At 73.7% G+C, this 21,285-nt stretch carries 21 protein-coding genes; 16 read left to right on the forward strand and 5 right to left on the reverse strand.

Annotation, left to right across the window (positions count from 1 at the left end; all coding sequences use genetic code 11):
- Positions 1-112 precede the first annotated feature (112 nt).
- The 4 genes from FXF50_RS25340 (at position 113) to FXF50_RS25355 (ending at position 5,145) form a co-directional block, all read left to right on the forward strand.
- Positions 113-1,120: a helix-hairpin-helix domain-containing protein gene (locus FXF50_RS25340; protein ID WP_370464153.1), complete on the forward strand. Its 1,008-nt coding sequence runs from the start codon at positions 113-115 to the stop codon at positions 1,118-1,120.
- On the forward strand, positions 1,117-3,561 hold the full coding sequence (locus tag FXF50_RS25345; RefSeq protein ID WP_370464154.1) for a ComEC/Rec2 family competence protein: 2,445 nt from the start codon (positions 1,117-1,119) through the stop codon (positions 3,559-3,561). Before FXF50_RS25340 ends, FXF50_RS25345 begins: the two co-directional genes overlap by 4 nt.
- A gap of 145 nt (positions 3,562-3,706) precedes the next feature.
- Positions 3,707-4,687 carry a DNA polymerase III subunit delta gene (gene holA, locus FXF50_RS25350; RefSeq protein ID WP_148431445.1) on the forward strand — a complete coding sequence of 327 codons (981 nt, stop codon included), beginning with the start codon at positions 3,707-3,709 and terminating at the stop codon, positions 4,685-4,687.
- The gene (locus tag FXF50_RS25355; RefSeq protein WP_255510186.1) at positions 4,684-5,145 is read left to right on the forward strand and encodes a hypothetical protein; all 462 of its coding nucleotides are present in this window, start codon (positions 4,684-4,686) and stop codon (positions 5,143-5,145) included. Before holA ends, FXF50_RS25355 begins: the two co-directional genes overlap by 4 nt.
- A gap of 126 nt (positions 5,146-5,271) precedes the next feature.
- Here the strand turns inward: FXF50_RS25355 and rpsT are convergent, their stop codons facing one another.
- Together rpsT and FXF50_RS25365 are read right to left on the reverse strand one after the other, a co-directional pair.
- On the reverse strand, positions 5,272-5,538 hold the full coding sequence (gene rpsT / locus FXF50_RS25360) for a 30S ribosomal protein S20 (RefSeq protein ID WP_107076136.1): 267 nt from the start codon (positions 5,536-5,538) through the stop codon (positions 5,272-5,274).
- Positions 5,539-5,667: 129 nt separating this feature from the next.
- Positions 5,668-6,648: an aminoglycoside phosphotransferase family protein gene (locus FXF50_RS25365; RefSeq protein ID WP_255510187.1), complete on the reverse strand. Its 981-nt coding sequence runs from the start codon at positions 6,646-6,648 to the stop codon at positions 5,668-5,670.
- Between the two features lie 53 nt (positions 6,649-6,701).
- Between FXF50_RS25365 and FXF50_RS25370 the strand changes: the two genes are divergently transcribed.
- The 8 genes from FXF50_RS25370 to FXF50_RS25405 all read left to right on the forward strand — a co-directional run bounded on the left by FXF50_RS25370 (position 6,702) and on the right by FXF50_RS25405 (position 14,365).
- Positions 6,702-7,238, forward strand: a complete 537-nt coding sequence (locus FXF50_RS25370) for a DUF4240 domain-containing protein (RefSeq protein WP_148431449.1) — start codon at positions 6,702-6,704, stop codon at positions 7,236-7,238.
- 137 nt (positions 7,239-7,375) lie between these two features.
- Complete coding sequence (gene lepA / locus FXF50_RS25375; RefSeq protein ID WP_148431450.1) at positions 7,376-9,253, forward strand: translation elongation factor 4; 1,878 nt, start codon at positions 7,376-7,378, stop codon at positions 9,251-9,253.
- A 238-nt stretch (positions 9,254-9,491) separates the two neighbouring features.
- Positions 9,492-9,773 (forward strand): GlsB/YeaQ/YmgE family stress response membrane protein, encoded by a 282-nt coding sequence (locus tag FXF50_RS25380; RefSeq protein ID WP_148431452.1) that lies wholly within the window; start codon positions 9,492-9,494, stop codon positions 9,771-9,773.
- Positions 9,774-10,053: 280 nt separating this feature from the next.
- Positions 10,054-10,338 carry a GlsB/YeaQ/YmgE family stress response membrane protein gene (locus FXF50_RS25385; protein WP_148431454.1) on the forward strand — a complete coding sequence of 95 codons (285 nt, stop codon included), beginning with the start codon at positions 10,054-10,056 and terminating at the stop codon, positions 10,336-10,338.
- A gap of 222 nt (positions 10,339-10,560) precedes the next feature.
- Positions 10,561-11,853: a sugar ABC transporter substrate-binding protein gene (locus tag FXF50_RS25390; protein ID WP_148431456.1), complete on the forward strand. Its 1,293-nt coding sequence runs from the start codon at positions 10,561-10,563 to the stop codon at positions 11,851-11,853.
- On the forward strand, positions 11,850-12,836 hold the full coding sequence (locus FXF50_RS25395) for a carbohydrate ABC transporter permease (RefSeq protein WP_148431458.1): 987 nt from the start codon (positions 11,850-11,852) through the stop codon (positions 12,834-12,836). Before FXF50_RS25390 ends, FXF50_RS25395 begins: the two co-directional genes overlap by 4 nt.
- Complete coding sequence (locus tag FXF50_RS25400) at positions 12,833-13,663, forward strand: carbohydrate ABC transporter permease (RefSeq protein ID WP_148431459.1); 831 nt, start codon at positions 12,833-12,835, stop codon at positions 13,661-13,663. Before FXF50_RS25395 ends, FXF50_RS25400 begins: the two co-directional genes overlap by 4 nt.
- 57 nt (positions 13,664-13,720) lie before the next feature.
- Positions 13,721-14,365: an MOSC domain-containing protein gene (locus tag FXF50_RS25405; protein WP_148431461.1), complete on the forward strand. Its 645-nt coding sequence runs from the start codon at positions 13,721-13,723 to the stop codon at positions 14,363-14,365.
- Positions 14,366-14,390: 25 nt separating this feature from the next.
- On the opposite strand, the gene FXF50_RS25410 is transcribed toward FXF50_RS25405, so the two are convergent.
- Both FXF50_RS25410 and FXF50_RS25415 read right to left on the reverse strand, forming a co-directional pair.
- Positions 14,391-15,251: a hypothetical protein gene (locus FXF50_RS25410; RefSeq protein WP_187399815.1), complete on the reverse strand. Its 861-nt coding sequence runs from the start codon at positions 15,249-15,251 to the stop codon at positions 14,391-14,393.
- 100 nt (positions 15,252-15,351) lie between these two features.
- The gene (locus tag FXF50_RS25415; protein WP_148431463.1) at positions 15,352-16,137 is read right to left on the reverse strand and encodes an enoyl-CoA hydratase-related protein; all 786 of its coding nucleotides are present in this window, start codon (positions 16,135-16,137) and stop codon (positions 15,352-15,354) included.
- 19 nt (positions 16,138-16,156) lie between these two features.
- On the opposite strand from FXF50_RS25415, the gene hemW reads away from it, so the two are divergent.
- Complete coding sequence (hemW, locus tag FXF50_RS25420) at positions 16,157-17,380, forward strand: radical SAM family heme chaperone HemW (protein ID WP_187399816.1); 1,224 nt, start codon at positions 16,157-16,159, stop codon at positions 17,378-17,380.
- 48 nt (positions 17,381-17,428) lie between these two features.
- Here hemW and FXF50_RS25425 read toward each other — a convergent pair whose 3' ends face one another.
- Entirely contained in the window at positions 17,429-18,073 is a 645-nt protein-coding gene (locus tag FXF50_RS25425) for a DUF4870 domain-containing protein (protein ID WP_148431465.1), read from the reverse strand.
- A 230-nt stretch (positions 18,074-18,303) separates the two neighbouring features.
- On the opposite strand from FXF50_RS25425, the gene hrcA reads away from it, so the two are divergent.
- The 3 genes from hrcA (at position 18,304) to FXF50_RS25440 (ending at position 21,278) form a co-directional block, all read left to right on the forward strand.
- The gene (gene hrcA / locus FXF50_RS25430) at positions 18,304-19,326 is read left to right on the forward strand and encodes a heat-inducible transcriptional repressor HrcA (RefSeq protein WP_148431466.1); all 1,023 of its coding nucleotides are present in this window, start codon (positions 18,304-18,306) and stop codon (positions 19,324-19,326) included.
- A gap of 73 nt (positions 19,327-19,399) precedes the next feature.
- Complete coding sequence (gene dnaJ, locus FXF50_RS25435; protein WP_187399819.1) at positions 19,400-20,542, forward strand: molecular chaperone DnaJ; 1,143 nt, start codon at positions 19,400-19,402, stop codon at positions 20,540-20,542.
- 1 nt (position 20,543) lies between these two features.
- Positions 20,544-21,278 (forward strand): 16S rRNA (uracil(1498)-N(3))-methyltransferase, encoded by a 735-nt coding sequence (locus FXF50_RS25440; protein ID WP_148431468.1) that lies wholly within the window; start codon positions 20,544-20,546, stop codon positions 21,276-21,278.
- Positions 21,279-21,285 lie beyond the last annotated feature (7 nt).

Consider the following 21,285-nt stretch of genomic DNA (forward strand, 5'->3'; position numbering starts at 1 on the left):
CCTCGGTAGCACAGATGGAGGTGGTCCGGGGGGTCGTCCACAAGGTTGTCGGTCGTCCACAGGCGAGCGCCGACGTCCGCCCCGGGCCGGGTTGGCGCAGTAGCTTCCAGCCGTGTCAGACGACGAGGAGACGACGGTACGGCGGCGGCTGTCCCGGCTGTTCGAGCCGGTCGGTGCCGCCATGCCGGCAGAAGGCTCCCGGCGCGGTCCGGATCTCGACCCTGATCCGCCCTGGGCTGCGCAGGCTTCATCCTCTGCCGATCCTCGGCCACTCGCCGCCGTCGCGGGTCCGGTGCCCGTGCGCGCGTCCGGCCGCGCGCCCGAGTCGGGCCGGGTGACCTCGGCCCCTGACGCCGCCCAGAGGTGGCCGCTGACACGCCTTGCCGACGAGGCGCTTCCGGCCGACGACGAAGGCGGTCGACACGGGCACGACCCTGTGGGCGCTGCCGACGATGCCGGGGAACGGCGTCCTCTGGCGTCCCGGCTGCCCGGCCCGGGCGCCTTCGACCCCGGCCGGCGGGGTGTCCGGGCCCTCGCGGCCGTGGCGGTCGTCGTCGTGCTGGTCGCCGGCGTCTGGGCCTGGCGCTCCCGGCCACAGGCGGAGCCGGTCCGTCCGGCCGCGGCGGTCGACGCACCGGAGACCTCCGCGCCCACCGCCTCCGCCGGTCAGGTGGTGGTGGCGCTGGCCGGAAAGGTCCGCCGCCCGGGCCTCGTCCGCCTCCCGGCCGGCGCACGGGTGGCCGACGCCATCGAGGCGGCCGGCGGCGCGCTGCCCGGCGTCGACGTCGCCCTGCTCAACCCGGCCCGCAAGGTCACCGACGGCGAGCTGATCCTGGTCGGCGTCACCGCCCCACCCGGCCAGGCCGCCCCGCCCGGGCCGGTGACCGGAGGCGGCGGACCCGCGGCCGGCGGCGCGGCGCCGGGAGGCGGCCCGGTGAACCTGAACACCGCCACCCTGGCCCAGCTCGACGCGCTGCCCGGCGTCGGTCCCGTGCTCGCCCAGCGGATCCTCGACCACCGCGAGCAGCACGGCGGCTTCCGCTCGGTCTCCGACCTGCGCCAGGTCGACGGCATCGGCGACGCCCGGTATGACCAGCTGAAGGACCTGGTGACGGTGTGAACACCGGCGAGCCGCCCCGCCGCGCCGCCACCGGAAGCGGCGTGACAGCCGGAGGACAGCAACGCGACGGCGGCGCGACGGCGCGGGAGGTGCCCGATCTGCGGCTGGCCGGGCTGGCCGTGGCCGCCTGGCTGGCCGCACTGGCCGGCCTGCACGCCACCCTGACGGCGAGCGTCACGCTGGCCGTCGTCGCCGCCGGCCTGGCGCTGCTCACCGGCGCGCACCTGTGTGGCCTGCTGGGCCGCCCGGCCGCCCCGGTCCGCCGCTACGGCTGGATCGCCGTGGCCGTGCTGCTCGGCGTGGTCTGCGGCGCGACGGCCACCGCGGCCCGCCTGGCGGTCCGCGACTCGGGCCCCGTGCGGGCGCTCGTGACCGAGCGGACCCTGGTCACCGCCGAGGTGGTGGTCCGCGACGACCCGCGCCCGATCCGGCGTGCCGCAGGCCGCCCGGCGACCCTGCTGGTCAGCGCCGACCTGACCCGCCTCACGGACCCCGCCGGCCGCCGGGTCACCGGCACGGTGCGCGGCCTCGTGCTGGCGAGCGACCCGGCCTGGCGCACCCTGCTGCCGGGGCAGCGGGTGATCGCGAAGGGCCGGCTGTCCGCCCCACGCGGCGGGGACCTGACGGCGGCCGTGCTGTCGGCCACCGGGCCACCGACCCGCCACGACCCGGCGCCGTGGCCCCAGCGGGCAGCCGGCGTGCTGCGGGCCGGGCTGCAACGGGCCTGCGCGCCACTTCCCGACGCGCCGGGCGGGCTGCTGCCCGGCCTGGTGGTGGGGGACACCAGCCGGCTGCCGCCCGAGGTGGAGGAGGACTTCCGGGCCACCGGCATGACCCATCTCAACGCGGTGTCCGGGTCCAACGTGGCCATCGTGGTCGGGGCGGTGCTGCTGCTCGCCCGCTGGGCCCGGGCCGGTCCGCGGACGGCCGCCGCGCTGTGCGTACTCGCCCTGGTCGGGTTCGTGATCCTGGTCCGGCCCTCGCCGAGCGTCGTCCGCGCCGCGGCCATGGGGGCCATCGGGTTGGCCGCGCTCGCCACCGGTCGGACCCGGGCCGCCCTGCCCGCCCTGGCCGCCGCGGTCACCGTGCTGGTGCTGGTCGATCCGGAGCTGGCCGGGGACCCCGGGTTCGCGCTCTCCGTCTGCGCCACCGGTGGGCTGCTGCTGCTCGCCCCCGGCTGGCGGGACGGGCTGCGCCGGCGGGGCGTACCGCCCGGGTTGGCCGAGGCGCTGGCCGTGCCGGCGGCCGCGCAGCTCGCCTGCGGTCCGGTGATCGCCGGGATCTCGGGGACGGTGAGCCTGGTCGCGGTGCCGGCGAACCTGCTGGCCGTGCCGGTGGTCGCGCCCGCCACGGTGTTGGGCGTGCTCGCGGCGGTGCTGTCACCGGTCTGGCCGGCCGGCGCCGAGTTCGCCGCCTGGCTGGCGAGCTGGCCCGCCCGCTGGCTGGTGACCGTCGCCGCGCAGGGGGCGCGGCTGCCCGCCGGGACGCTGCCCTGGCCGGGCGGGGTGACCGGTGCCCTGCTGCTGGCCGCCGTGAGCGTGGCGCTGCTGGTCGCCGTCCGGCGGCCGGTCCTCCGGCGGCTCGTCGCGGTCGTCGTGGCCGCTGTCGTGCTCGGCGCGCTGCCCGTCCGGCTGCTCGCGGCCGGCTGGCCACCGCCGGGCTGGGTGATCGTGGCGTGCGCGGTCGGGCAGGGGGACGCCGTGGTGCTACCGGTCGCCACCGGCCGGGCCGTGGTGGTCGACGCCGGCCCGGACCCGTCCGGGGTGGACGGATGCCTGCGCCGGCTCGGCGTACGCGAGGTGTCGCTGCTGGTGGTCAGCCACTTCCACGCCGACCACGTGGGCGGCGTCGCCGGGGTGTTCCGGGGCCGGCGGGTGGCGGCGGTGGCGACCCCGCAGTGGTCCGAGCCGCCCTACGGGGTCGCCCAGGTACGCGACGCGGCGCGCGAGGGCGGCACCCCGCTGGCGCCGGTGCAGGCGGGCTGGCGGTGGCGGGCCGGGGCGGTCGAGCTGACCGCGATCGGGCCGCCGTACCCGCTGCGCGGCAGCCGGTCGGACCCGAACAACAACTCCCTGGTGCTGGCCGCCACCGTGCACGGGGTGCGGATCCTGCTGCCGGGCGACGCGGAGACCGAGGAGCAGCGGGCGCTGCTGGAGACCGTGCCGGCCGCCGCCATCCGGGCCGACGTGCTGAAGGTGGCCCACCACGGGTCGGCGTACCAGGATCCGGAGTTCCTCGCGGCGGTCCGCCCGGCGGTCGCGCTGGTCTGCGTGGGCGTCGACAACGACTACGGGCACCCCAACCCGGGCCTGCTGGACCGGCTGACCCGCACCGGCACCCGGGTGCTGCGCACCGACACCGACGGCGACGTGGCCGCGGTGCGCGCCGGCGGTGGCCTGGCGGTGGTGGCCCGCGGAACCGGCCCGGGGCGGCGGCGGTGAGACCGGTTCGAGAAGCACCCGAGAATCCAGGTGCTTATTGGGATAGCTGGTATATCGACTCAAATGTCTGGATTCGCGCTGAGTGCGGGCTGTGCCGTCACAGTCCTCGATGACCAGGCACGATCCGGTCGGAGGCCGTGCGAATATGGGCGACGTGACCCCCGCCAGCCTGCCCCCTATTCTGCTCGTTCTCGGCGACGAGGAACTGCTCGCCACGCGAGCCGTCTCCGAAGCCGTCGCCCGGGCCCGCAGCGTCGACCCGGATGTTGACGTCCGGGAGTACCAGGCCGGCTCGCTGGCGGTGGGGGAGATCGCCGAGATGCTCAGCCCGTCGCTGTTCGGCGGCCGCCGGGTGCTCGTGCTCCGTGCCGGCCAGGACGCCCGCAAGGACCTGGTCACCGCCCTGCTCGGATACGCGAAGAACCCGGATCCGGACGTGCAGCTCGTGGTGCTGCACCTGGGCGGCGCCAAGGGCAAGGCGTTCGCCGACGGGCTGCGGGCCGCCGGCGCGACCGTGGTGCCGGCGGCGAAGCTCAAGGGTCACCGGGAGCGGGTCGCGTTCGTCCGGGACGAGATCCGCCGCCTGGGCGGCAAGTGCACCGAGGACGCGGCCGAGACGATGATCGCGGCCATCGGCACGGACCTGCGTGAGCTGGCCGCCGCCTGCTCCCAGCTCGTCGCCGACACCGACGGGCGGATCGGGGCGGACACGGTGTCCCGCTACTACCGGGGGCGGGTCGAGGTGACCGGCTTCACGGTGGCCGACGCGACGATGGTCGGTGACGTTCCCGGCGCCCTGGAGGCGCTGCGCTGGGCGCTGCACGTCGGCGTCGACCCGGTGCCGATCGCCGACGCCCTGGCCGACGGAGTGCGGACCGTGGCCCGGGTCGCCTCGGCCGGGCGGGGGAGCCCCTACCAGCTGGCGAGCAGCCTGGGCATGCCGGCCTGGAAGATCGAGCGGGCCCAGCGGCAGGGCCGGGGCTGGACGCCGGAGGGCCTGGTGGAGGCCATGCGCGCGGCCGCCGAGTGCAACGCCGCCGTCAAGGGCGGCGCCGACGACCGGGCGTACGCGCTGGAGCGGGCCGTCTTCTCCGTGGCCGCGGCGCGGCGGGGTGGCGGCCGGTGACCCGAACGTGGTCGACGGTCCCGGCGGACGAGGAGCGGTACCGGCCGCTCTACGCCCGGGTCCTCGGGCTGCGTTTCGTCAACCCGGGCGGGGTGCTCTGCTTCCTCTTCTTCGAGGGCGCCGTGGCCCTGGCCGTGTTGCTCGCCCTCGCCGAGCTGGTGACCTGGTGGGCGGTGCTGGTGCTGCCGGCGGCGGTGGCGGCCATGGTGAAGCTCAACGACATGGTCGCCGAGATCGTGATCCGCACCGCGGCGCAGGTGCCGGAGCAGGAACGGGACCGCTTCCGCCGGCAGATGGAGCCGGTGGTCGGCCGGGCCAGCGTGCCGTCCACGGCCCGGGCGCTGCCCAGCGGGGTGGCCCTGGCCGGCGATCCGACCTTGGGAGCGCCCCGCCCTGCCGCCGCACCCTCCGACACCGGGCGCCGGCCGGACCCGACCCGGCACGACCCGCACCGCTGACCGGGGCGACCCGCACCGCTGACGAGGCCGACATGGTCCGTACCGCCTGACCGGACGTGGGAACGCAGACAGCCGGAAGCCCCGGGGCGGTAACCCCGGGGCTTCCGGTCAGGTCTGAGGCGCTCGTCAGGCCGAGAACGAGGCGACGCGCTTGGCGATCGCCGACTTCCGGTTGGCCGCCTGGTTGGCGTGGATGACACCCTTGCTGGCAGCCTTGTCCAGCTTGCGGGTGGCCTCACGCATCAGGGTGGTGGCCTTCTCGGCGTCGCCCGCCTCGGCAGCCTCGTTGAACTTCCGGATGGCGGTCTTCAGCGACGACTTGACCGACTTGTTACGCAGCCGGCGCTTCTCGTTCTGCCGGTTGCGCTTGATCTGGGACTTGATGTTCGCCACGCGACAGCCTCGTCTTGATAGCTCGGGTTGGTCTGCTTTCACGCACGGCGGACATGCGCCATCGCCGCGCGAAAAGCCAGGTTACCAGGTCGCCCGGCGGCGAGCCAAAACGCCTCGGGAGCGGGGTGCTCAGGTCCAGCCCTGGCGGGCGGCGAGCCAGGCCAGGGCCTGCTCGCCGCTCCAGCGCTGGTGGGCCCGGATGTGCGGGGACGCGGTGGACGGGCCGGCGGCGGCGCTGGTGAGAAGGTAGCCGGAGAGCGCGGCGAGGGTCACGTCGAGCGCGTCGGCCGGAGCCCCGGCGGCGGCCGGGTGGCCGGCGAAGGCGGCGTCCGCGTCGAGGCCGCTGGCGTACCCGGTGATCAGCAGGGTGATCAGGTCGAACCAGGCCGGCCCGTGGCAGAGCCAGTTCCAGTCGCAGATCCAGGCCCGGCCGGCGGCGTCCAGCAGGACGTTGTCCACCCGCAGGTCGCAGTGGGCCAGGCCGGGGGCGGCGTCGGCGTAGCCGGGGAGGCGGGACTCCAGCGCGGCCAGTTCGGGCAGCGGCGCCCAGGGCGGCAGCACCGGCGCCGGTTCGCGGCCGGCGGTCACCTCGCCCCACCAGAGGATGTCGTCGCGGGCCAGGTCGGCGAGGCGCGGCAACCCGAGCGCCACGAGGTCCGGGGGCGGCGCGGCGAGCGCGGCGGCCACCTCGGCGTACGCGGTGAGGGCGGCGTCCAGCTCGGCCGGGGCCCAGGGCAGCCGGGGCGTGTGCCCGTCGACCGCGGTCAGGGCGAGCGCGTACCAGCCGGCCTCGGTGAGCGCCCAGCGCGGGCGCGGGACCGGCAGGCCGGCGGGGAGTCGGGCCAGGACGGCGGCCTCGTGGGCGTACCAGTCGACCAGGTGCCGCTGCTCCGCCAGCGCCGCCGCCTTCACGAAGACCGGCTCCCCGGTGGGGCCGGTGAGCACGGCGGCGAAGCCGCGCGTGAAGCCCGCCCCGGCCGGGCGGACCGTCACCGGGTGCCCGCCGAGCCGGGCGGCCAGCGCGTCCCGCAGCCCGGCGGGCAGCTCGCCCCACGCCGGCCGGTCGGCGGTGGCGTCGTACGGCACCGGGGGCAGGGAGATCGCGGGCACCCGCCCATGCTGCCGCACCGGGACGTCGGTGTGCTCTGCCAGACTGGCCAGCCATGAGGACCGACGAGTTCTGGCAGTTGATCGACGACGCCCGGGCCGGGGGCGGGGGAGAGCCCGCGGCGGTCGCCGCCCGGGCGGTGGCGCTGCTCGCCGAGCGGGACCCGGAGGAGATCGTCGGGTACGCCCATCACCAGCAGCGGGTGCTCGCCGCGTCGTACAAGGTCGACCTCTGGGGTGCGGCGTATCTGATCAACGGCGGCGCCTCGGACGACGGCTTCGAGTACTTCCGGGGCTGGCTGATGACCCAGGGCCGGGCGGTGTTCGCCCGGGCGGTCGCCGACCCGGACTCCCTCGCGGAGCTGCCGCAGGTCCGGTCCGCCGCGCTCAGCGGCGAGGAGTTCGAGTGCGAGGACATGCTGGCGGTGCCGTGGGAGGCGTACCGGAAGGCCACCGCGGCCGACCTGCCGGCGGACCGGGACCCGGTGCGGGCGCCGGACCTGAACGACTTCTGGGACTTCGACGACGAGGACGAGGCGCGGCTTCGCCTGCCGAAGCTCGCCGCCCTCTTCGTCGAGCCGCCCGAGGAGTGACGCCCCAGGAGTCACGCTGGAGGAGTCACGCCGGAGCAGTGCCGGGGGAGCACCGGCGCGCCCCGGACGACGTGGGAGCATAGAGGGGGCCGGCGGCGCGCCGGCCCGCTCACGTCAGCCGACCAGAACGGACAGCTGTGCCACCGACGCTCGATCCCGGCGCGAACGCTCCTGGTGCCACCGACCCGGCGCGCATCAGGAACTTCTGCATCATCGCCCACATCGACCACGGGAAGTCGACCCTGGCCGACCGGATGCTGCAGCTCACCGGCGTGGTCGACCCCCGGCAGATGCGGGCGCAGTACCTCGACCGGATGGACATCGAGCGCGAGCGCGGCATCACCATCAAGAGCCAGGCCGTCCGGATGCCGTGGACCATCCGCGAGGGCGACCGGGCCGGCGAGACGGCCGTGCTCAACATGATCGACACCCCGGGCCACGTGGACTTCACCTACGAGGTGTCCCGGTCCCTGGCGGCCTGCGAGGGCGCCATCCTGCTGGTCGACGCCGCCCAGGGCATCGAGGCGCAGACGCTGGCCAACCTCTACCTGGCGCTCGAGAACGACCTGCACATCATCCCGGTGCTCAACAAGATCGACCTGCCGGCCGCCCAGCCGGAGAAGTACGCCGAGGAGCTGGCCCACCTGATCGGCGGCGACCCGGCGGACTGCATCAAGGTCTCCGGCAAGACCGGTGAGGGCGTGCCGCACCTGCTCGACGAGATCGTCCGGCAGTTCGTGCCCCCGGTCGGCCAGGCCGACGCCCCGGCCCGCGCCATGATCTTCGACTCGGTGTACGACGTCTACCGCGGCGTGGTCACCTACGTCCGGGTGGTCGACGGCCTGATCAGCGCCCGGGACCGGATCAAGATGATGTCCACGGGCGCCGTCCACGAGCTGCTGGAGATCGGCGTCATCTCCCCGGAGATGGTGAAGGCCGACGCGCTGGGTGTCGGCGAGGTGGGCTACCTGATCACCGGCGTGAAGGACGTCCGCCAGTCCCGGGTGGGTGACACGGTCACCATCAACGCCAACCCGGCCAAGGAGGCGCTGGGCGGCTACAAGGACCCGAAGCCGATGGTCTACTCCGGCCTCTACCCGATCGACGGGTCCGACTACCCCAACCTGCGCGAGGCGCTGGACAAGCTCAAGCTCAACGACGCCGCCCTGGTCTACGAGCCGGAGACCTCGGGCGCCCTCGGCTTCGGCTTCCGCTGCGGCTTCCTCGGCCTGCTGCACCTGGAGATCATCCGGGAGCGGCTGGAGCGGGAGTTCAACCTCGACCTCATCTCCACCGCGCCGAACGTGGTCTACCGGGCCATCCAGGAGGACGGCGTGGAGATCGTGGTGACCAACCCGAGCGAGTACCCGACCGGCAAGATCGCCGAGGTGTACGAGCCGACGGTGCGGGCCACCGTGCTGACCCCGAACGACTACGTGGGCGCGGTCATGGAGCTGTGCCAGGGCCGGCGGGGCAGCCTGCTCGGCATGGACTACCTCTCCGCCGATCGGGTGGAACTGCGCTACACCCTCCCGCTGGCCGAGATCATCTTCGACTTCTTCGACCAGCTCAAGAGCCGGACCAAGGGTTACGCCTCGCTGGACTACGAGCCCTCCGGCGAGCAGGCGTCCGACCTGGTCAAGGTCGACATCCTGCTGCACGGCGAGCCGGTGGACGCGTTCAGCGCGATCGTGCACAAGGACAAGGCGTACAACTACGGCACCACGATCGCGGCGAAGCTGCGCTCGCTGATCCCGCGCCAGCAGTTCGAGGTGCCGATCCAGGCGGCCATCGGCAGCCGGGTGATCGCCCGGGAGACCATCCGGGCCATCCGCAAGGACGTGCTCGCCAAGTGCTACGGCGGTGACATCAGCCGGAAGCGCAAGCTGCTGGAGAAGCAGAAGGAGGGCAAGAAGCGGATGAAGATGGTGGGCCGGGTGGAGGTCCCGCAGGAGGCCTTCATCGCCGCGCTCTCCTCCGACTCCGGCGACGGCAAGCCCGCCGGCAAGAAGTAACGCGTCGACGCCACGGCCGGCGCCCCGTCGCGGGGCGCCGGCCGTTCGCGTACCCGGAGATTTTTTCCTCGGCGGCGGGCCGCGCGGAACCGCTCCTACCTGCGGAATCCATGCCGGGCCGGAGCCGGCGCAGGGCGGGGCGGGGAGTGGGTCGGTTTGGTTTTTCGGCGGCTCGGGAACTTACCGGTCACGACAGGAACCACACAGACCGTGTGAAACCTCTTAGAAGGAGACAACCGTGACCGTCTGGGGCATCATCACCGCGCTCGTCGTTGGTCTGATCGTCGGCGCGCTGGGCCGCCTGGTCGTTCCGGGCCGCCAGAACATGCCGATGTGGCTGCACATGCTGATCGGCGTGGGCGCCGCGCTGCTGGGCACCGTCCTCGCCCGCGCCATGGGCATCGCCACCGAGACCAACGGCATCGACTGGATGGAGCTGCTGGTCCAGGTCGTGCTCGCCGCCATCGCCGTGGCCCTGGTGGCCGGCGTGGGGCGTCGCCGCAGCGTCTCGCGCTACTGACGCACCTCCCCGAAGCGCCTCAGCGGGCGCCCGACCGGCCGGTCGGGCGCCCGCTGGCGTTTGCGCCCGGCCGGCGGACGGGCATTGAACGAAGTCAGCGCGGAAAATGGCCGCCGCTCGCCGCCCCGCGCCCGGATTCGGCCACGAAAGCCCAGCTCAGAGCCGTCCGGAGCAATTCGTCACCGGAGTCGGTTTGGATTTTCGGCGGGTCGGGAACTTAGCGGTCACGACAGGAACCACACGATCCCGTGTGACTCATTCTGAGAGAAGGAGGGCGACCGTGGAGCTCACCGTTTGGGGCATCATCACCGCGCTCATCGTTGGTCTGATCGTCGGCGCTCTGGGTCGCCTGGTCGTCCCGGGCCGCCAGAACATGCCGATGTGGCTGCACATGCTGATCGGCGTCGGCGCCGCGCTGCTGGGCACGATCGTCGCCCGGGCCTCCGGCTTCGCCAACACGGCCGGCATCGACTGGCGTGAGCTGCTGCTGCAGGTTCTGTTCGCCGCCATCGGCGTGGCCCTGGTGGCCGGTGTGGGGCGTCGCCGCGGCGTCTCGCGCTACTGACCCCATCCCCCGAAGCGCTCCAGCGGGCGCCCGACCGACCGGTCGGGCGCCCGCTTCCATGTCCGCCTGAGCTGCCCGGACGGCACCCCTGCCGCCCGGGCGCACGCCTGCGATACGGTCGCCACGGCCGCCCGCCGCGAGTACCCCCTGTTGTAAAGGAAATTTTCCTACTAAGGTGCGGCGGAGAAGGTTAGTGCCAACCGGCCCCGAGGGAGATATGGCGTGAACAGGTGGAAGCGGCTGGCTCCGGTCACCGCCATCGTGGCGTCGGCCGCGATGGTGCTGTCCGGATGCGGTGGCTCCGACGACGACGACAAGGCTGCGGACAACAGCAAGCTGACCGTCTGGATGATGGGTGAGGGCGGCGACGCCCAGACCAAGTTCCTCGACGGCGTCGAGGCGGAGTTCAAGAAGAAGCACCCCGAGACCGACGTCGTGGTGCAGTACATCCCCTGGCTCGAGGCGCCGAAGAAGTTCCAGGCCGCGCTCGCCGGCGGCGAGGGGCCGGACGTCACCGAGCTGGGCAACACCGAGACCCAGGGTTGGGCGGCGCAGGATGCCCTCGCCGACGTCACGGACAAGTTCAACGGCTGGTCCGAGGGGAAGGACATCCTCCCCGACCTGGTGAAGAACGCCCAGCTCGACGGCAAGCAGTACGGCGTCCCGTGGTACGCCGGCGTCCGCGCCATCTACTACCGCACCGACTGGTTCGCCGAGGCGGGCGTGAAGCCGCCGACGACCTGGGACGAGCTGGTCACCACCGCGAAGGCCGTCCAGGCCAAGAAGCCGGGCACCTACGGCATCGCCCTGCCCGGCAACTCCGAGCTGCCGTTCTACTCCTTCCTGTGGGCCGCCGGCGCGGAGATCGCCACCAAGGACGGCGACAGCTGGAAGTCCGGCTACAACACGCCGGAGGCGCAGAAGGCGGTCAAGTTCTGGACCGACCTGGTGACCGTCCACAAGGTCGCCCCGCCGGCCGCCGCCGGCTGGAACGAGGTCGACGCCCGCACCCAGTTCGCCACCGGCAAGGCCGCCATGGCGTTCGCCGGCAGCTGGCAGGGCGGCGCGATGAAGAAGGACAACCCCGAGATCGAGAAGGTCTGGGGCACGTTCCCCATCCCCGGCCCGGACGGCAAGCCGGCCCCGGCGTTCGCGGGCGGCTCCGACATCGCCCTCTGGAAGGACAGCAAGCGGCAGGCCCTGGCCTGGGACTACCTGACCGTGCTGCTGAGCAAGCAGAAGGACCAGGAGTTCGCCAGCAGCCTGAACTTCTTCCCGGTCTACAAGGACCTGGTCGGTGGCGGCAACTACGCCAACGACAAGGTGATGGCCGCGTTCGCCACCACCATGCAGAACACCAAGCTGACCCCGCTCACCCCGAAGTGGGTCGAGGTCAGCCGGACCAAGACGGTCACCCAGGCGATGAACAGCTCGGTCATCAAGGGGCAGAAGACGGTCGAGAAGGCCACCGCCGACGCGGCCACCGAGATGGAAAGCATTCTCAACGCCAAGTGACCACGCTGACCAAGGTCACCGGCGAAGCCGCCGCGCGGGAGACCCCCGCGCGGCGGCGCCGCCGTGTGGACCGCCTCCCGTACCTGTTGCTCCTGCCCTGCCTGGCCATCATCGGGGTGCTGCTGCTCTGGCCCCTCGGCCAGGTCGTGATGATGTCCTTCTACAAGCTGGACAGCGTCCGGCAGTTGCGGGGGGACCGCGAGTGGCCGTGGGTCGGCCTGGCCAACTACGCGCAGATCCTCGGCGACCCGTTCTTCCGTACGGTGCTGCGCAACACCGTCCTCTTCGCCGTGGCCAACGTGGTGCTCACCATGATCCTCGGCACCCTGGTCGGGCTGCTGCTCAACCGGCTCGGGAAGAAGATGGCCACCTTCGTGGCGAGCTGCGTGATGCTGGCCTGGGCCACGCCTGCGCTGACCGGCACCATCGTCTGGAAGTGGATCTTCGACGACACCAGCGGCCTGGTCACCTGGCTGTTCAACAAGCTTCCGGACGGGCTCTCCACGGCCGTGTTCGGGCGCAGCGACTGGACCGGCTACGGCTGGTTCAACGACCCGCTGCTCTTCTTCGCCATCCTGACCCTCGTGGTCGTCTGGCACTCGTTCCCGTTCATCGCGGTCAGCGTGCTGGCCGGCCTGAAGAGCGTGCCGAGCGAGCTCCAGGAGGCCGCCCGCGTCGACGGGGCCGGGCCGTGGCGGGTCTTCTGGTCGGTGACCTTCCCGATGCTGCGGCCGGTCTTCGGCATCCTCGTGGTGCTCTCCACGATCTGGGACTTCAAGGTCTTCACCCAGCAGTTCGTGCTGGCCGGCGGCACCCAGGACCGGTCGACCTTCATGCTCTCCATCTACTCCTACGCGGAGGCGTTCTCGCCGCCGCCCAAGTACGGCCTGGGCTCCTCGATCGCCGTCATCCTCACCGTGATTCTGCTCGTGGTGACCGGCGTGTACGTCCGTATGGTGCTCCGGCAGGAGGACGAGTCGTGAAGAAGATCGCCCTCAACGGCGCCGGGCTGCTGGTCGCGTTGTTCGCGGCCTTCCCGGTCTACTGGATGGTCGCCACCTCGCTGAAGCCCAACCGGGAGATCTTCTCGGCCACGCCGCGCCCGGTGCCGGCGAGGCCGACCCTGGAGCACTACCGGGAGATCCTCACCGGCAACCTGATCCCGGGCGTGACCTTCACCGACTTCTTCCTCAACAGCGCGCTGGTCGCGGTGGCCACCGTCGTGCTGAGCGGGCTCGTCGCCCTGCTCGCCGCGACCGCGGTGGCCCGGTTCCGCTTCAAGCTGCGCACCACCTTCCTGATCCTGCTGCTGGTGGTGCAGATGATCCCGCTGGAGGCGCTGGTCATCCCGCTGTTCCTCATGATCCAGCGGCTCGGCCTCTACAACACCCTGCCCAGCCTCATCCTGACCTACCTGGGCTTCTCGCTGCCGTTCGCGGTCTGGATGCTGCGCGGCTTCGTGGCCGCGGTGCCCAAGGAGCTGGAGGAGGCGGCGGCGATCGACGGGGCCAGCCGGGCCCAGACCTTCCGCAAGGTCCTCTTCCCGCTGGTCGCACCCGGCCTCGTGGCCACCAGCATCTTCTCCTTCATCACCGCGTGGAACGAGCTGATCTTCGCGTTGACCTTCGTCAACGACCAGAGCAGGTACACGCTGCCGGTGGCCATGACGTTCTTCTTCGGGCGGGACGACACGGCGTGGGGCTCGGTGATGGCCGCCTCGACGCTGTTCACCCTTCCGGTGATCGTCTTCTTCCTGCTGGTCCAGCGCCGGATGGTCTCCGGCCTGGTCGCCGGCGCGGTCAAGGGCTGAGGTGCGCGGGAGGAACCCGTCCCCCGGCGCCCGGCCGCGGCACCTAGGCTGACCGCCATGACAGGCAGGCTGGCGGCGGTGAACCTCGGCGTGGTGACCGAGGCGGAGTGGGCGGGCGACCCGAGCGGTCGCAGCGGCATCGACAAGCGGCCCGTCGACGGTCGGGTGGCCATCCGGTTCGCCGGCGTCACCGGCGACTTCATCGGCGAGCGGGCCCACCACGGCGGCCCCGACCAGGCGGTCTACGCGTACGCCGAGGAGGACGCCGGCTGGTGGGCCGGCGAGCTGGGCCGGGCGCTGCCGCCGGGCGCCTTCGGCGAGAACCTCACCACCTGGGCGGTGGACGTCACCGGGGCGGTGATCGGTGAGCGCTGGGCCGTCGGCTCGGCGCTGCTGGAGGTGACCAAGCCGCGCACCCCGTGCACCACCTTCGCCGGCTTCTGGGGCGTGCCCGACCTGATCAGGCGGTTCACCGTCCGGGGCGCGCCCGGGGCGTACCTGCGGGTGGTGCGCGAGGGCGAGGTGGGCGCCGGCGATCCCGTCGAGGTGGTCGACCGGCCGGCGCACGGCGTGACGATCGGCGAGGTGTTCCGGGCGACCACGCTGGAGCCGGACCTGCTGCCGCGCCTGCTCGACGTGCCGGAGCTGCCCGAGTCGGTGCGGGCGAAGGTGCGCCGCCGCCTCGGCGCCGCCGCCGGCTGACCGCCCGGCCCGCGGCGAGGCCGGGTCAGGTCGCGGCGAAGACCTCGGCCAGCACCTGCGTCGCGGGGTCGCCCTTCACCTTGGCCCAGGTGCCCTGCTCGGCCGTCCACTCCAGCTCGCCGAAGCGGACCCGCTTCACCCCGTGGTCGTCGGCGTGCGAGACCAGCCAGTGGGCGTACCGCCAGCCGTTGCGGCTGTCGGCGGCCGGCACGGTGAGCCCGGTCAGGTCGGTGGCCGAGTTCAGCTCCGGCAGGCCCCAGTCCAGCGCCAGGCTCTGCAGGAGGGCGGTGGCGGCGGCCGGGCCGCGCATCGTCGGCGTCGGGCCGACCGTGCAGGCCACCGCGCCGGTGGCGTTGCCGAGCAGGGCGCGGGTGAGCACCTGCGACTCGTCCGCCCACTTCTCGTACGCCTCGGGGTAGGCCGACCGCTGCACCCGCTGGGCGGCCTCGGTGACCCGCAGCTTCTCCCAGCCCTTGACCTTCGTCAACGCGGCGTAGAACTTCTTCGCGGCGTAGCGCGGGTCGCGGATCTCCTCGGGCGTGCCCCAGCCCTGGCTGGGGCGCTGCTGGAACAGGCCGAGCGAGTCCCGGTCGCCGTGCGCGATGTTGCGCAGGTGCGACTCCTGGTACGCCGTCGCCAGCGCCACCACCACGGCCCGCTCCGGCATCTTCCGCTGCACGCCGATCGCCGCGATGGTGGCCGCGTTGGCCATCTGGTCGGCGCTGAGCACGACCTCCCCGTCGGCCCGGACGGTGCAGGTCCGGCTGGCCAGGGGCAGCCGCAGGTGGTGCCCGAACTGCTCCGTGACGAACCAGACGCCGAGCAGGGCCAGCACGGCCACCACCACACCTGATGCCACGATCGCCCCACGCGCCCGCACCCGCACCCCCAGTCCCGACAGCCCGCCCAGCGTACGTCGCCCACTCCAGTCTCCGGGTCGGCCGACCGGACGCCTCACGGTCCGTAGCCGACCCGTGCCTCCGGCCTCAGTCTGTGGCGGGCACCCAGGCCGCGGGCCGCTTCTCCCGGAACGCGAGGACGCCCTCCCGGCCCTCCTCGGACAGGAAGTACCCGGTGGAGAGCGCGGCCAACTCGGCGATCTCGGCCCGCAGGTCGGTGGCGGCCGGGCGGCGCAGCAGCTCCTTCGTCCCGGCGAGGGCCTTCGGCGCCCCCTTCACGAGCGAGGCGCGGTAGCGGTCCACGGCGGCGTCCAGCGCGTCCGCCGGCACGGCGGCGGTGACCAGGCCGACCTCGGCGGCCCGCCGGCCGTCGAAGGTGTCGCCGGTCAGGTACAGCTCGGCGGCGGCCCGAGGGTGCAGCCGGGGCAGCACGGTTGCCGAGATCACCGCGGGGATCACCCCGATCCGGACCTCGGTGAAGGCGAACGTGGCCTCCTCGGCGCAGATCGCGAGGTCCGCGGCGGCGATCAGGCCCAGCCCGCCGGCCCGCGCCGGCCCGGCCACCTTCGCCAGCACCGGCTTCGGGCACTCCCGGACGGCCACCAGCACGTCGCCCAGCATCCCGGCCGGCACGGTCCCGCTGGCGTACGCGGCGGCGGTCTCCTTCAGGTCGGCCCCGGAGCAGAACACCGGGCCGGTGTGGTCCAGCACGACGGCCCGGACCGCGTCGTCGGCGACGGCCGCGGCCAGCCCGGCCAGCAGCTCCGTCATCAGCGGGGTGGAGAGCGCGTTGCGGTTGTGCGGGCTGTCCAGGGTGAGGGTGGTCACCCCACGGGCCGTGGCGACCCGCACGAGAGCGTCCGGAGAGGTCATGCCGGGCACACTAGTGGCCATGCCCGGCGTCCTTCCAGAAGGCGAACCCGTCCCGCGCGACGGGGCGCTGCCCGCTGCCGCGCGCCGCGCCGTCGGCGCGCGCGGCTTCGGGGTGTACCTGCATGTCCCGTTCTGCGCCAGCCGGTGCGGCTACTGCGACTTCAACACCTACACGGCGGCCGAGCTGGGCGGCGGCGCGAGCCGGGAGACGTACGCCGACACGGTGCTGGCCGAGCTGGCCCTCGCCGGCCGGGTGCTGGGCGACACCCCGCCGCCGCGGGTGGACACCGTCTTCGTGGGCGGCGGCACGCCCACCCTGCTCCCCGCCGACGACCTGGCCCGGATCCTCGACGGCATCGACCGCACCTGGGGGCTGGCCGCCGACGCCGAGGTGACCACCGAGGCCAACCCCGAGACCGTCACCCCGGAGTCGCTCAAGACCCTGCGGGCCGCCGGCTACACGCGGATCTCGCTGGGCATGCAGTCCGCGGCGCCCGGGGTGCTGGCGATCCTCGACCGGCAGCACAGCGCCGGCCGGGCCACCGCCGCCGCGCTGGAGGCCCGCGACGCCGGGTTCGACCACGTGAACCTGGACCTGATCTACGGCACGCCGGGGGAGAGCGCCGAGGACTTCGCCGCCTCGCTGGACCAGGTGGTGGCGGCGGGGGTGGACCACGTGAGCGCGTACGCCCTCATCGTGGAGGACGGCACCCGGCTGGCCGCCCGGATGCGCCGCGGCGAGCTGCCGTACCCCAGTGACGACGTGGCGGCGGACCGCTACCTGGCCGCGGAGGCGGCCCTCGGCGCGGCCGGCTTCTCCTGGTACGAGGTCTCCAACTGGGCGCGCTCCGAGGCGGCCCGGTGCCGGCACAACCTGCTCTACTGGACGGGCGCCGACTGGTGGGGCCTCGGCCCGGGGGCGCACAGCCACGTCGGCGGGGTGCGCTGGTGGAACGTCAAGCACCCGACGGCGTACGCCCAGCGGCTGGCCGCCGGGGAGTCGCCCGGCCTGGCCCGGGAGCTGCTCACGCCGGACGAGGCGCACATGGAGGACGTGATGCTGCGGCTGCGGCTCGCCACCGGGCTGCCCCTGGCCGGGCTCGACGAGGCGGGCCGGGCGGGCGCCGAGCGGGCCCGGGCCGACGGCCTGCTGGACCCCGACGCGTACGCCGCCGGCCGGGCGGTGCTCACCCTGCGCGGCCGGCTGCTCGCCGACGCGGTCGTGCGCGACCTGCTGCCCTGATCGCGTGCCGCGCCGGGTCCCGGCCGGCCCGTGGGCCGGCCGGGTCGGTCACTTCACGAACGGGTAGGTCATCGGGTAGCGGTAGAGGACGCCCTCGGTGGCCTTCACGCCGCCGATGATGCCGAAGATGATCGGGATCAGGGCGACGATGATCGGGATGAAGAAGAGCAGGCCGCAGGTGACCACGGCCAGCACGAAGCTGATCAGCGTCGCGATGACCCAGGTGATCTGGAAGTTCAGCGCGGCGACCGCGTGCGCGCGCACGGTGGGGGACTGCTGGCCCTTGGCCGAGAACGCGATGAGCGGCGCCACCCAGCCGAGCAGGCTGCCGCCGACCACGACACCCACCGGGCCGCCGAAGTGCGCGATGAGCGACCAGGTCTTGTCGTCGTTGTTGGCGTAGCCGGCGGGCCCCCCGTACGCGCCGCCACCCGGGTAGCCGGCGCCCGGCGCGCCGTAGCCGCCCGGCGGGGGGTAGCCGCCCGGGGGTGGGTAACCGCCCGACGGCGGCTGGCCGCCGGGAGGCGGCGGATAGCCGCCGGGCGGGGGATAGCCGCCCGGCGCCGGTGCCCCGGACAGTGGTGCGGTGGGGGGCTCGTCCGCCGACGAGCCGTACGGTGCCGACGGCGGGGTCGCCTCCGGCGGCGGGGCGCCGGAGTCCCCCGCTCCGGGAGGGCGAGGAGGTTCAGTCATGGTCGTCACGGTAGGTCCCGGTGGCAAGGGCGCACCAGAGCGGGATCGCCCGGGATGTCCGGCTGTTCGGCCCGGGTGGACCGGATGTGCGGCGGGCCGCACCGGAGGTGCGTCGCTGATCATCGCGTCGGCGGGCACGCCGACGTAGACTGGCACTCGCTACAGTCGAGTGCCAGACGCCCGGCGGACGCCCCGCGCCGGTGCGACGAGGTGCGTCAGGAGGTGGGGAGATGGGTCTCGACGACCGCAAGCTCGCCGTGCTGCGCGCGATCGTCGAGGACTACGTCGCCACGCAGGAGCCGGTCGGCAGCAAGGCCCTGGTCGAGCGCCACCAGCTGGGCGTCTCCCCGGCGACCGTGCGCAACGACATGGCGGTGCTGGAGGAGGAGGGCTACATCCGGCAGCCGCACACGAGTGCCGGCCGGGTGCCCACCGACCGCGGCTACCGGCTCTTCGTCGACCGGCTCTCCCGGGTCAAGCCGCTCAGTCCGGCCGAGCGCCGGGCCATCGAGCGCTTCCTGGTCGGCGCGGTCGACCTCGACGACGTGGTGCACCGCACCGTCCGGCTGCTCGCCCAGCTCACCCGGCAGGTCGCCGTGGTGCAGTACCCGAGCCTCGCCCGATCCAAGGTGCGCCACCTGGAGCTGGTGCCGATCTCCACCACCCGGCTGATGGTCGTCATGATCGCCGACACCGGCCGGGTCGAGCAGCGGCTGGTCGAGATGCCCGGGCCGGTCCCGGCCGAGGACGTCACCGACCTGCGCCGCCTGGTCAACGAGAAGCTTGTCGGCAGTCGGCTGTCCGACACCCCACCGCTGGTGCAGGCCCTGGTCGACGAGTCCACGCCGCAGCTGCGCCCGGCCATGGCCACGCTCTCCACCGTGCTGCTGGAGACCCTGGTCGAACGGCACGAGGAGCGCATCGCCCTGGCCGGCACGGCCAACCTCACCCGGGGCGGCCTGCTCGACTTCCAGGGCTCGCTGCGGCCGATCCTCGAGGCGCTCGAGGAGGAGGTCGTGCTGCTCAAGCTGATCGGCGAGGCCGAGCCGAGCACCACCCGGGTGCTCATCGGCGACGAGAACGAGATCGACAACCTGCGGGCCGCCTCGGTGGTCAGCACCGGGTACGGCCCGGGCAGCACCATCGTGGGTGGTCTCGGTGTGCTCGGCCCGACCCGGATGGACTACCCCGGCACCATCGCCACGGTGAGGGCCGTGGCACGCTACGTGGGCGAACTGCTGGCCCAGAACTGACCAGTCACGGCCGACGGCCGGCTCCGGCCGACGACCGGCGCAACGCGAGACGAACATGAGGACACCGAACGCAGTGGCCAGGGACTACTACGGCATTCTCGGCGTGAGCCGGGACGCCTCCGACGACGAGATCAAGCGCGCCTACCGCAAGCTGGCGCGGCAGTTCCACCCGGACGTCAATCCGGACCCGGAGGCACAGGAGAAGTTCAAGGACATCAACGCCGCGTACGAGGTCCTCTCGGACGATCGGAAACGGCAGATCGTCGACCTGGGCGGCGACCCGCTCGCCCCGGGCGGCGGGGGCGCGGGCCCGGGTGGTCCGGGCGGCGCCGGCCCGTTCGTCGGCTTCCAGGACATCATGGACGCGTTCTTCGGTGGCGCCGCGGGCGGCAGCCGGGGCCCGCGGCCGCGCACCCGGCCGGGCGCCGACGCGATCCTGCGGCTGGAGCTGGACCTGAACGAGACGGCGTTCGGCGTCGAGGCGCCGATCACCGTCGACACCGCGGTGCTCTGCACCACCTGCTCCGGCGCCGGCACCGCGGCCGGCACCCACCTGGCCACCTGCGAGGCGTGCGGCGGCCGGGGCGAGGTGCAGTCGGTGCAGCGGACCTTCCTCGGCCAGGTGGTCTCCGCCCGGCCGTGCACGGTCTGCCAGGGCTACGGCACCACCATCCCGCACCCCTGCCCCACCTGCGCGGGCGACGGCCGGGTGCGGACCCGCCGGTCGCTCACCGTCAAGATCCCGGCGGGCGTCGAGGACGGCATGCGGATCCGGCTGGCCCAGCAGGGCGAGGTGGGCCCGGGCGGCGGCACCGCCGGCGACCTCTACGTGGAGATCCACGAGCGGCCGCACGACGTCTACTCCCGCAAGGGCGACGACCTGCACTGCCGGGTCACCGTGCCGATGACCGCCGCCGCGCTCGGCACCCGGCTGACCATCAAGACGCTCGACAGCGAGGAGACCGTCGACGTCAAGCCGGGCACCCAGCCGGGCAGCACGCTGCGGCTGCGGGCCCGGGGCGTACCGCACCTGCGCGGCACCGGCCGGGGCGACCTCTACGTCCACCTCGACGTGCGGACCCCGACGAAGCTCGACGCCGACCAGGAGCGGATGCTGCGCGACTTCGCCAAGACCCGCGGCGAGGAGGTCGCCGAGCTGAGCAAGCAGGGCGGCTTCTTCTCCCGGATGCGCGACGCCTTCAACGGGCACGCCTGAGGTGTCGGCGCCGCTGTTCCTGGTCGAGGCGCTGCCCACCGGTGACACGCTGACGCTGGACGGCCCCGAGGGGCACCACGCGGCCACCGTGCAGCGGCTGCGCGTCGGCGAGGAACTGCTGCTCGCCGACGGGCGGGGCGGCACCGCCGCCGCCGTGGTCAGCGCCGTCGGCCGGGGCACTCTCGACCTCCGGGTCACCTCCCGGGGGTACGCCGACGCGTCCGTCCCGCGGCTCGTCGTGGTGCAGGGCATCGCCAAGGGCGACCGGGGCGAGCTGGCCGTGCAGGCGATGACCGAGGTCGGGGTGGACGAGATCGTGCCCTGGGCGGCGTCCCGGTCGGTGACCCAGTGGCGCGGGGACCGGGGCGTACGGGCCCGGGAGAAGTGGGCGGCGACCGCCCGGGAGGCGGCCAAGCAGGCCCGCCGCCCGTGGCTGCCGGTGGTGGCCGGCGCGCCCGACGAGTCCACCACCACGGTGACCCGCCGGATCGCCGGGGCGGCCGCCGCGTTCGTCCTGCACGAGGAGGCCGAGCAGCGGCTGACCACGGTCGAGCTGCCCGACGCCGGCGAGATCGTCCTGGTGGTCGGCCCCGAGGGCGGCATCGCCCCCACCGAACTGACGGCCTTCGAGGAGGCCGGCGCCCGCCCGGTCCGCCTGGGCCCGTCGGTCCTCCGCACGTCCACAGCCGGCGTGGCCGCGCTGAGCGTCCTGTCCACCCGCCTGTCCCGCTGGTAACCCCGCC

It is taken from the genome of Micromonospora sp. AP08, from assembly GCF_008085935.1.
In the GTDB taxonomy this organism is placed as follows: domain Bacteria; phylum Actinomycetota; class Actinomycetes; order Mycobacteriales; family Micromonosporaceae; genus Micromonospora; species Micromonospora chersina.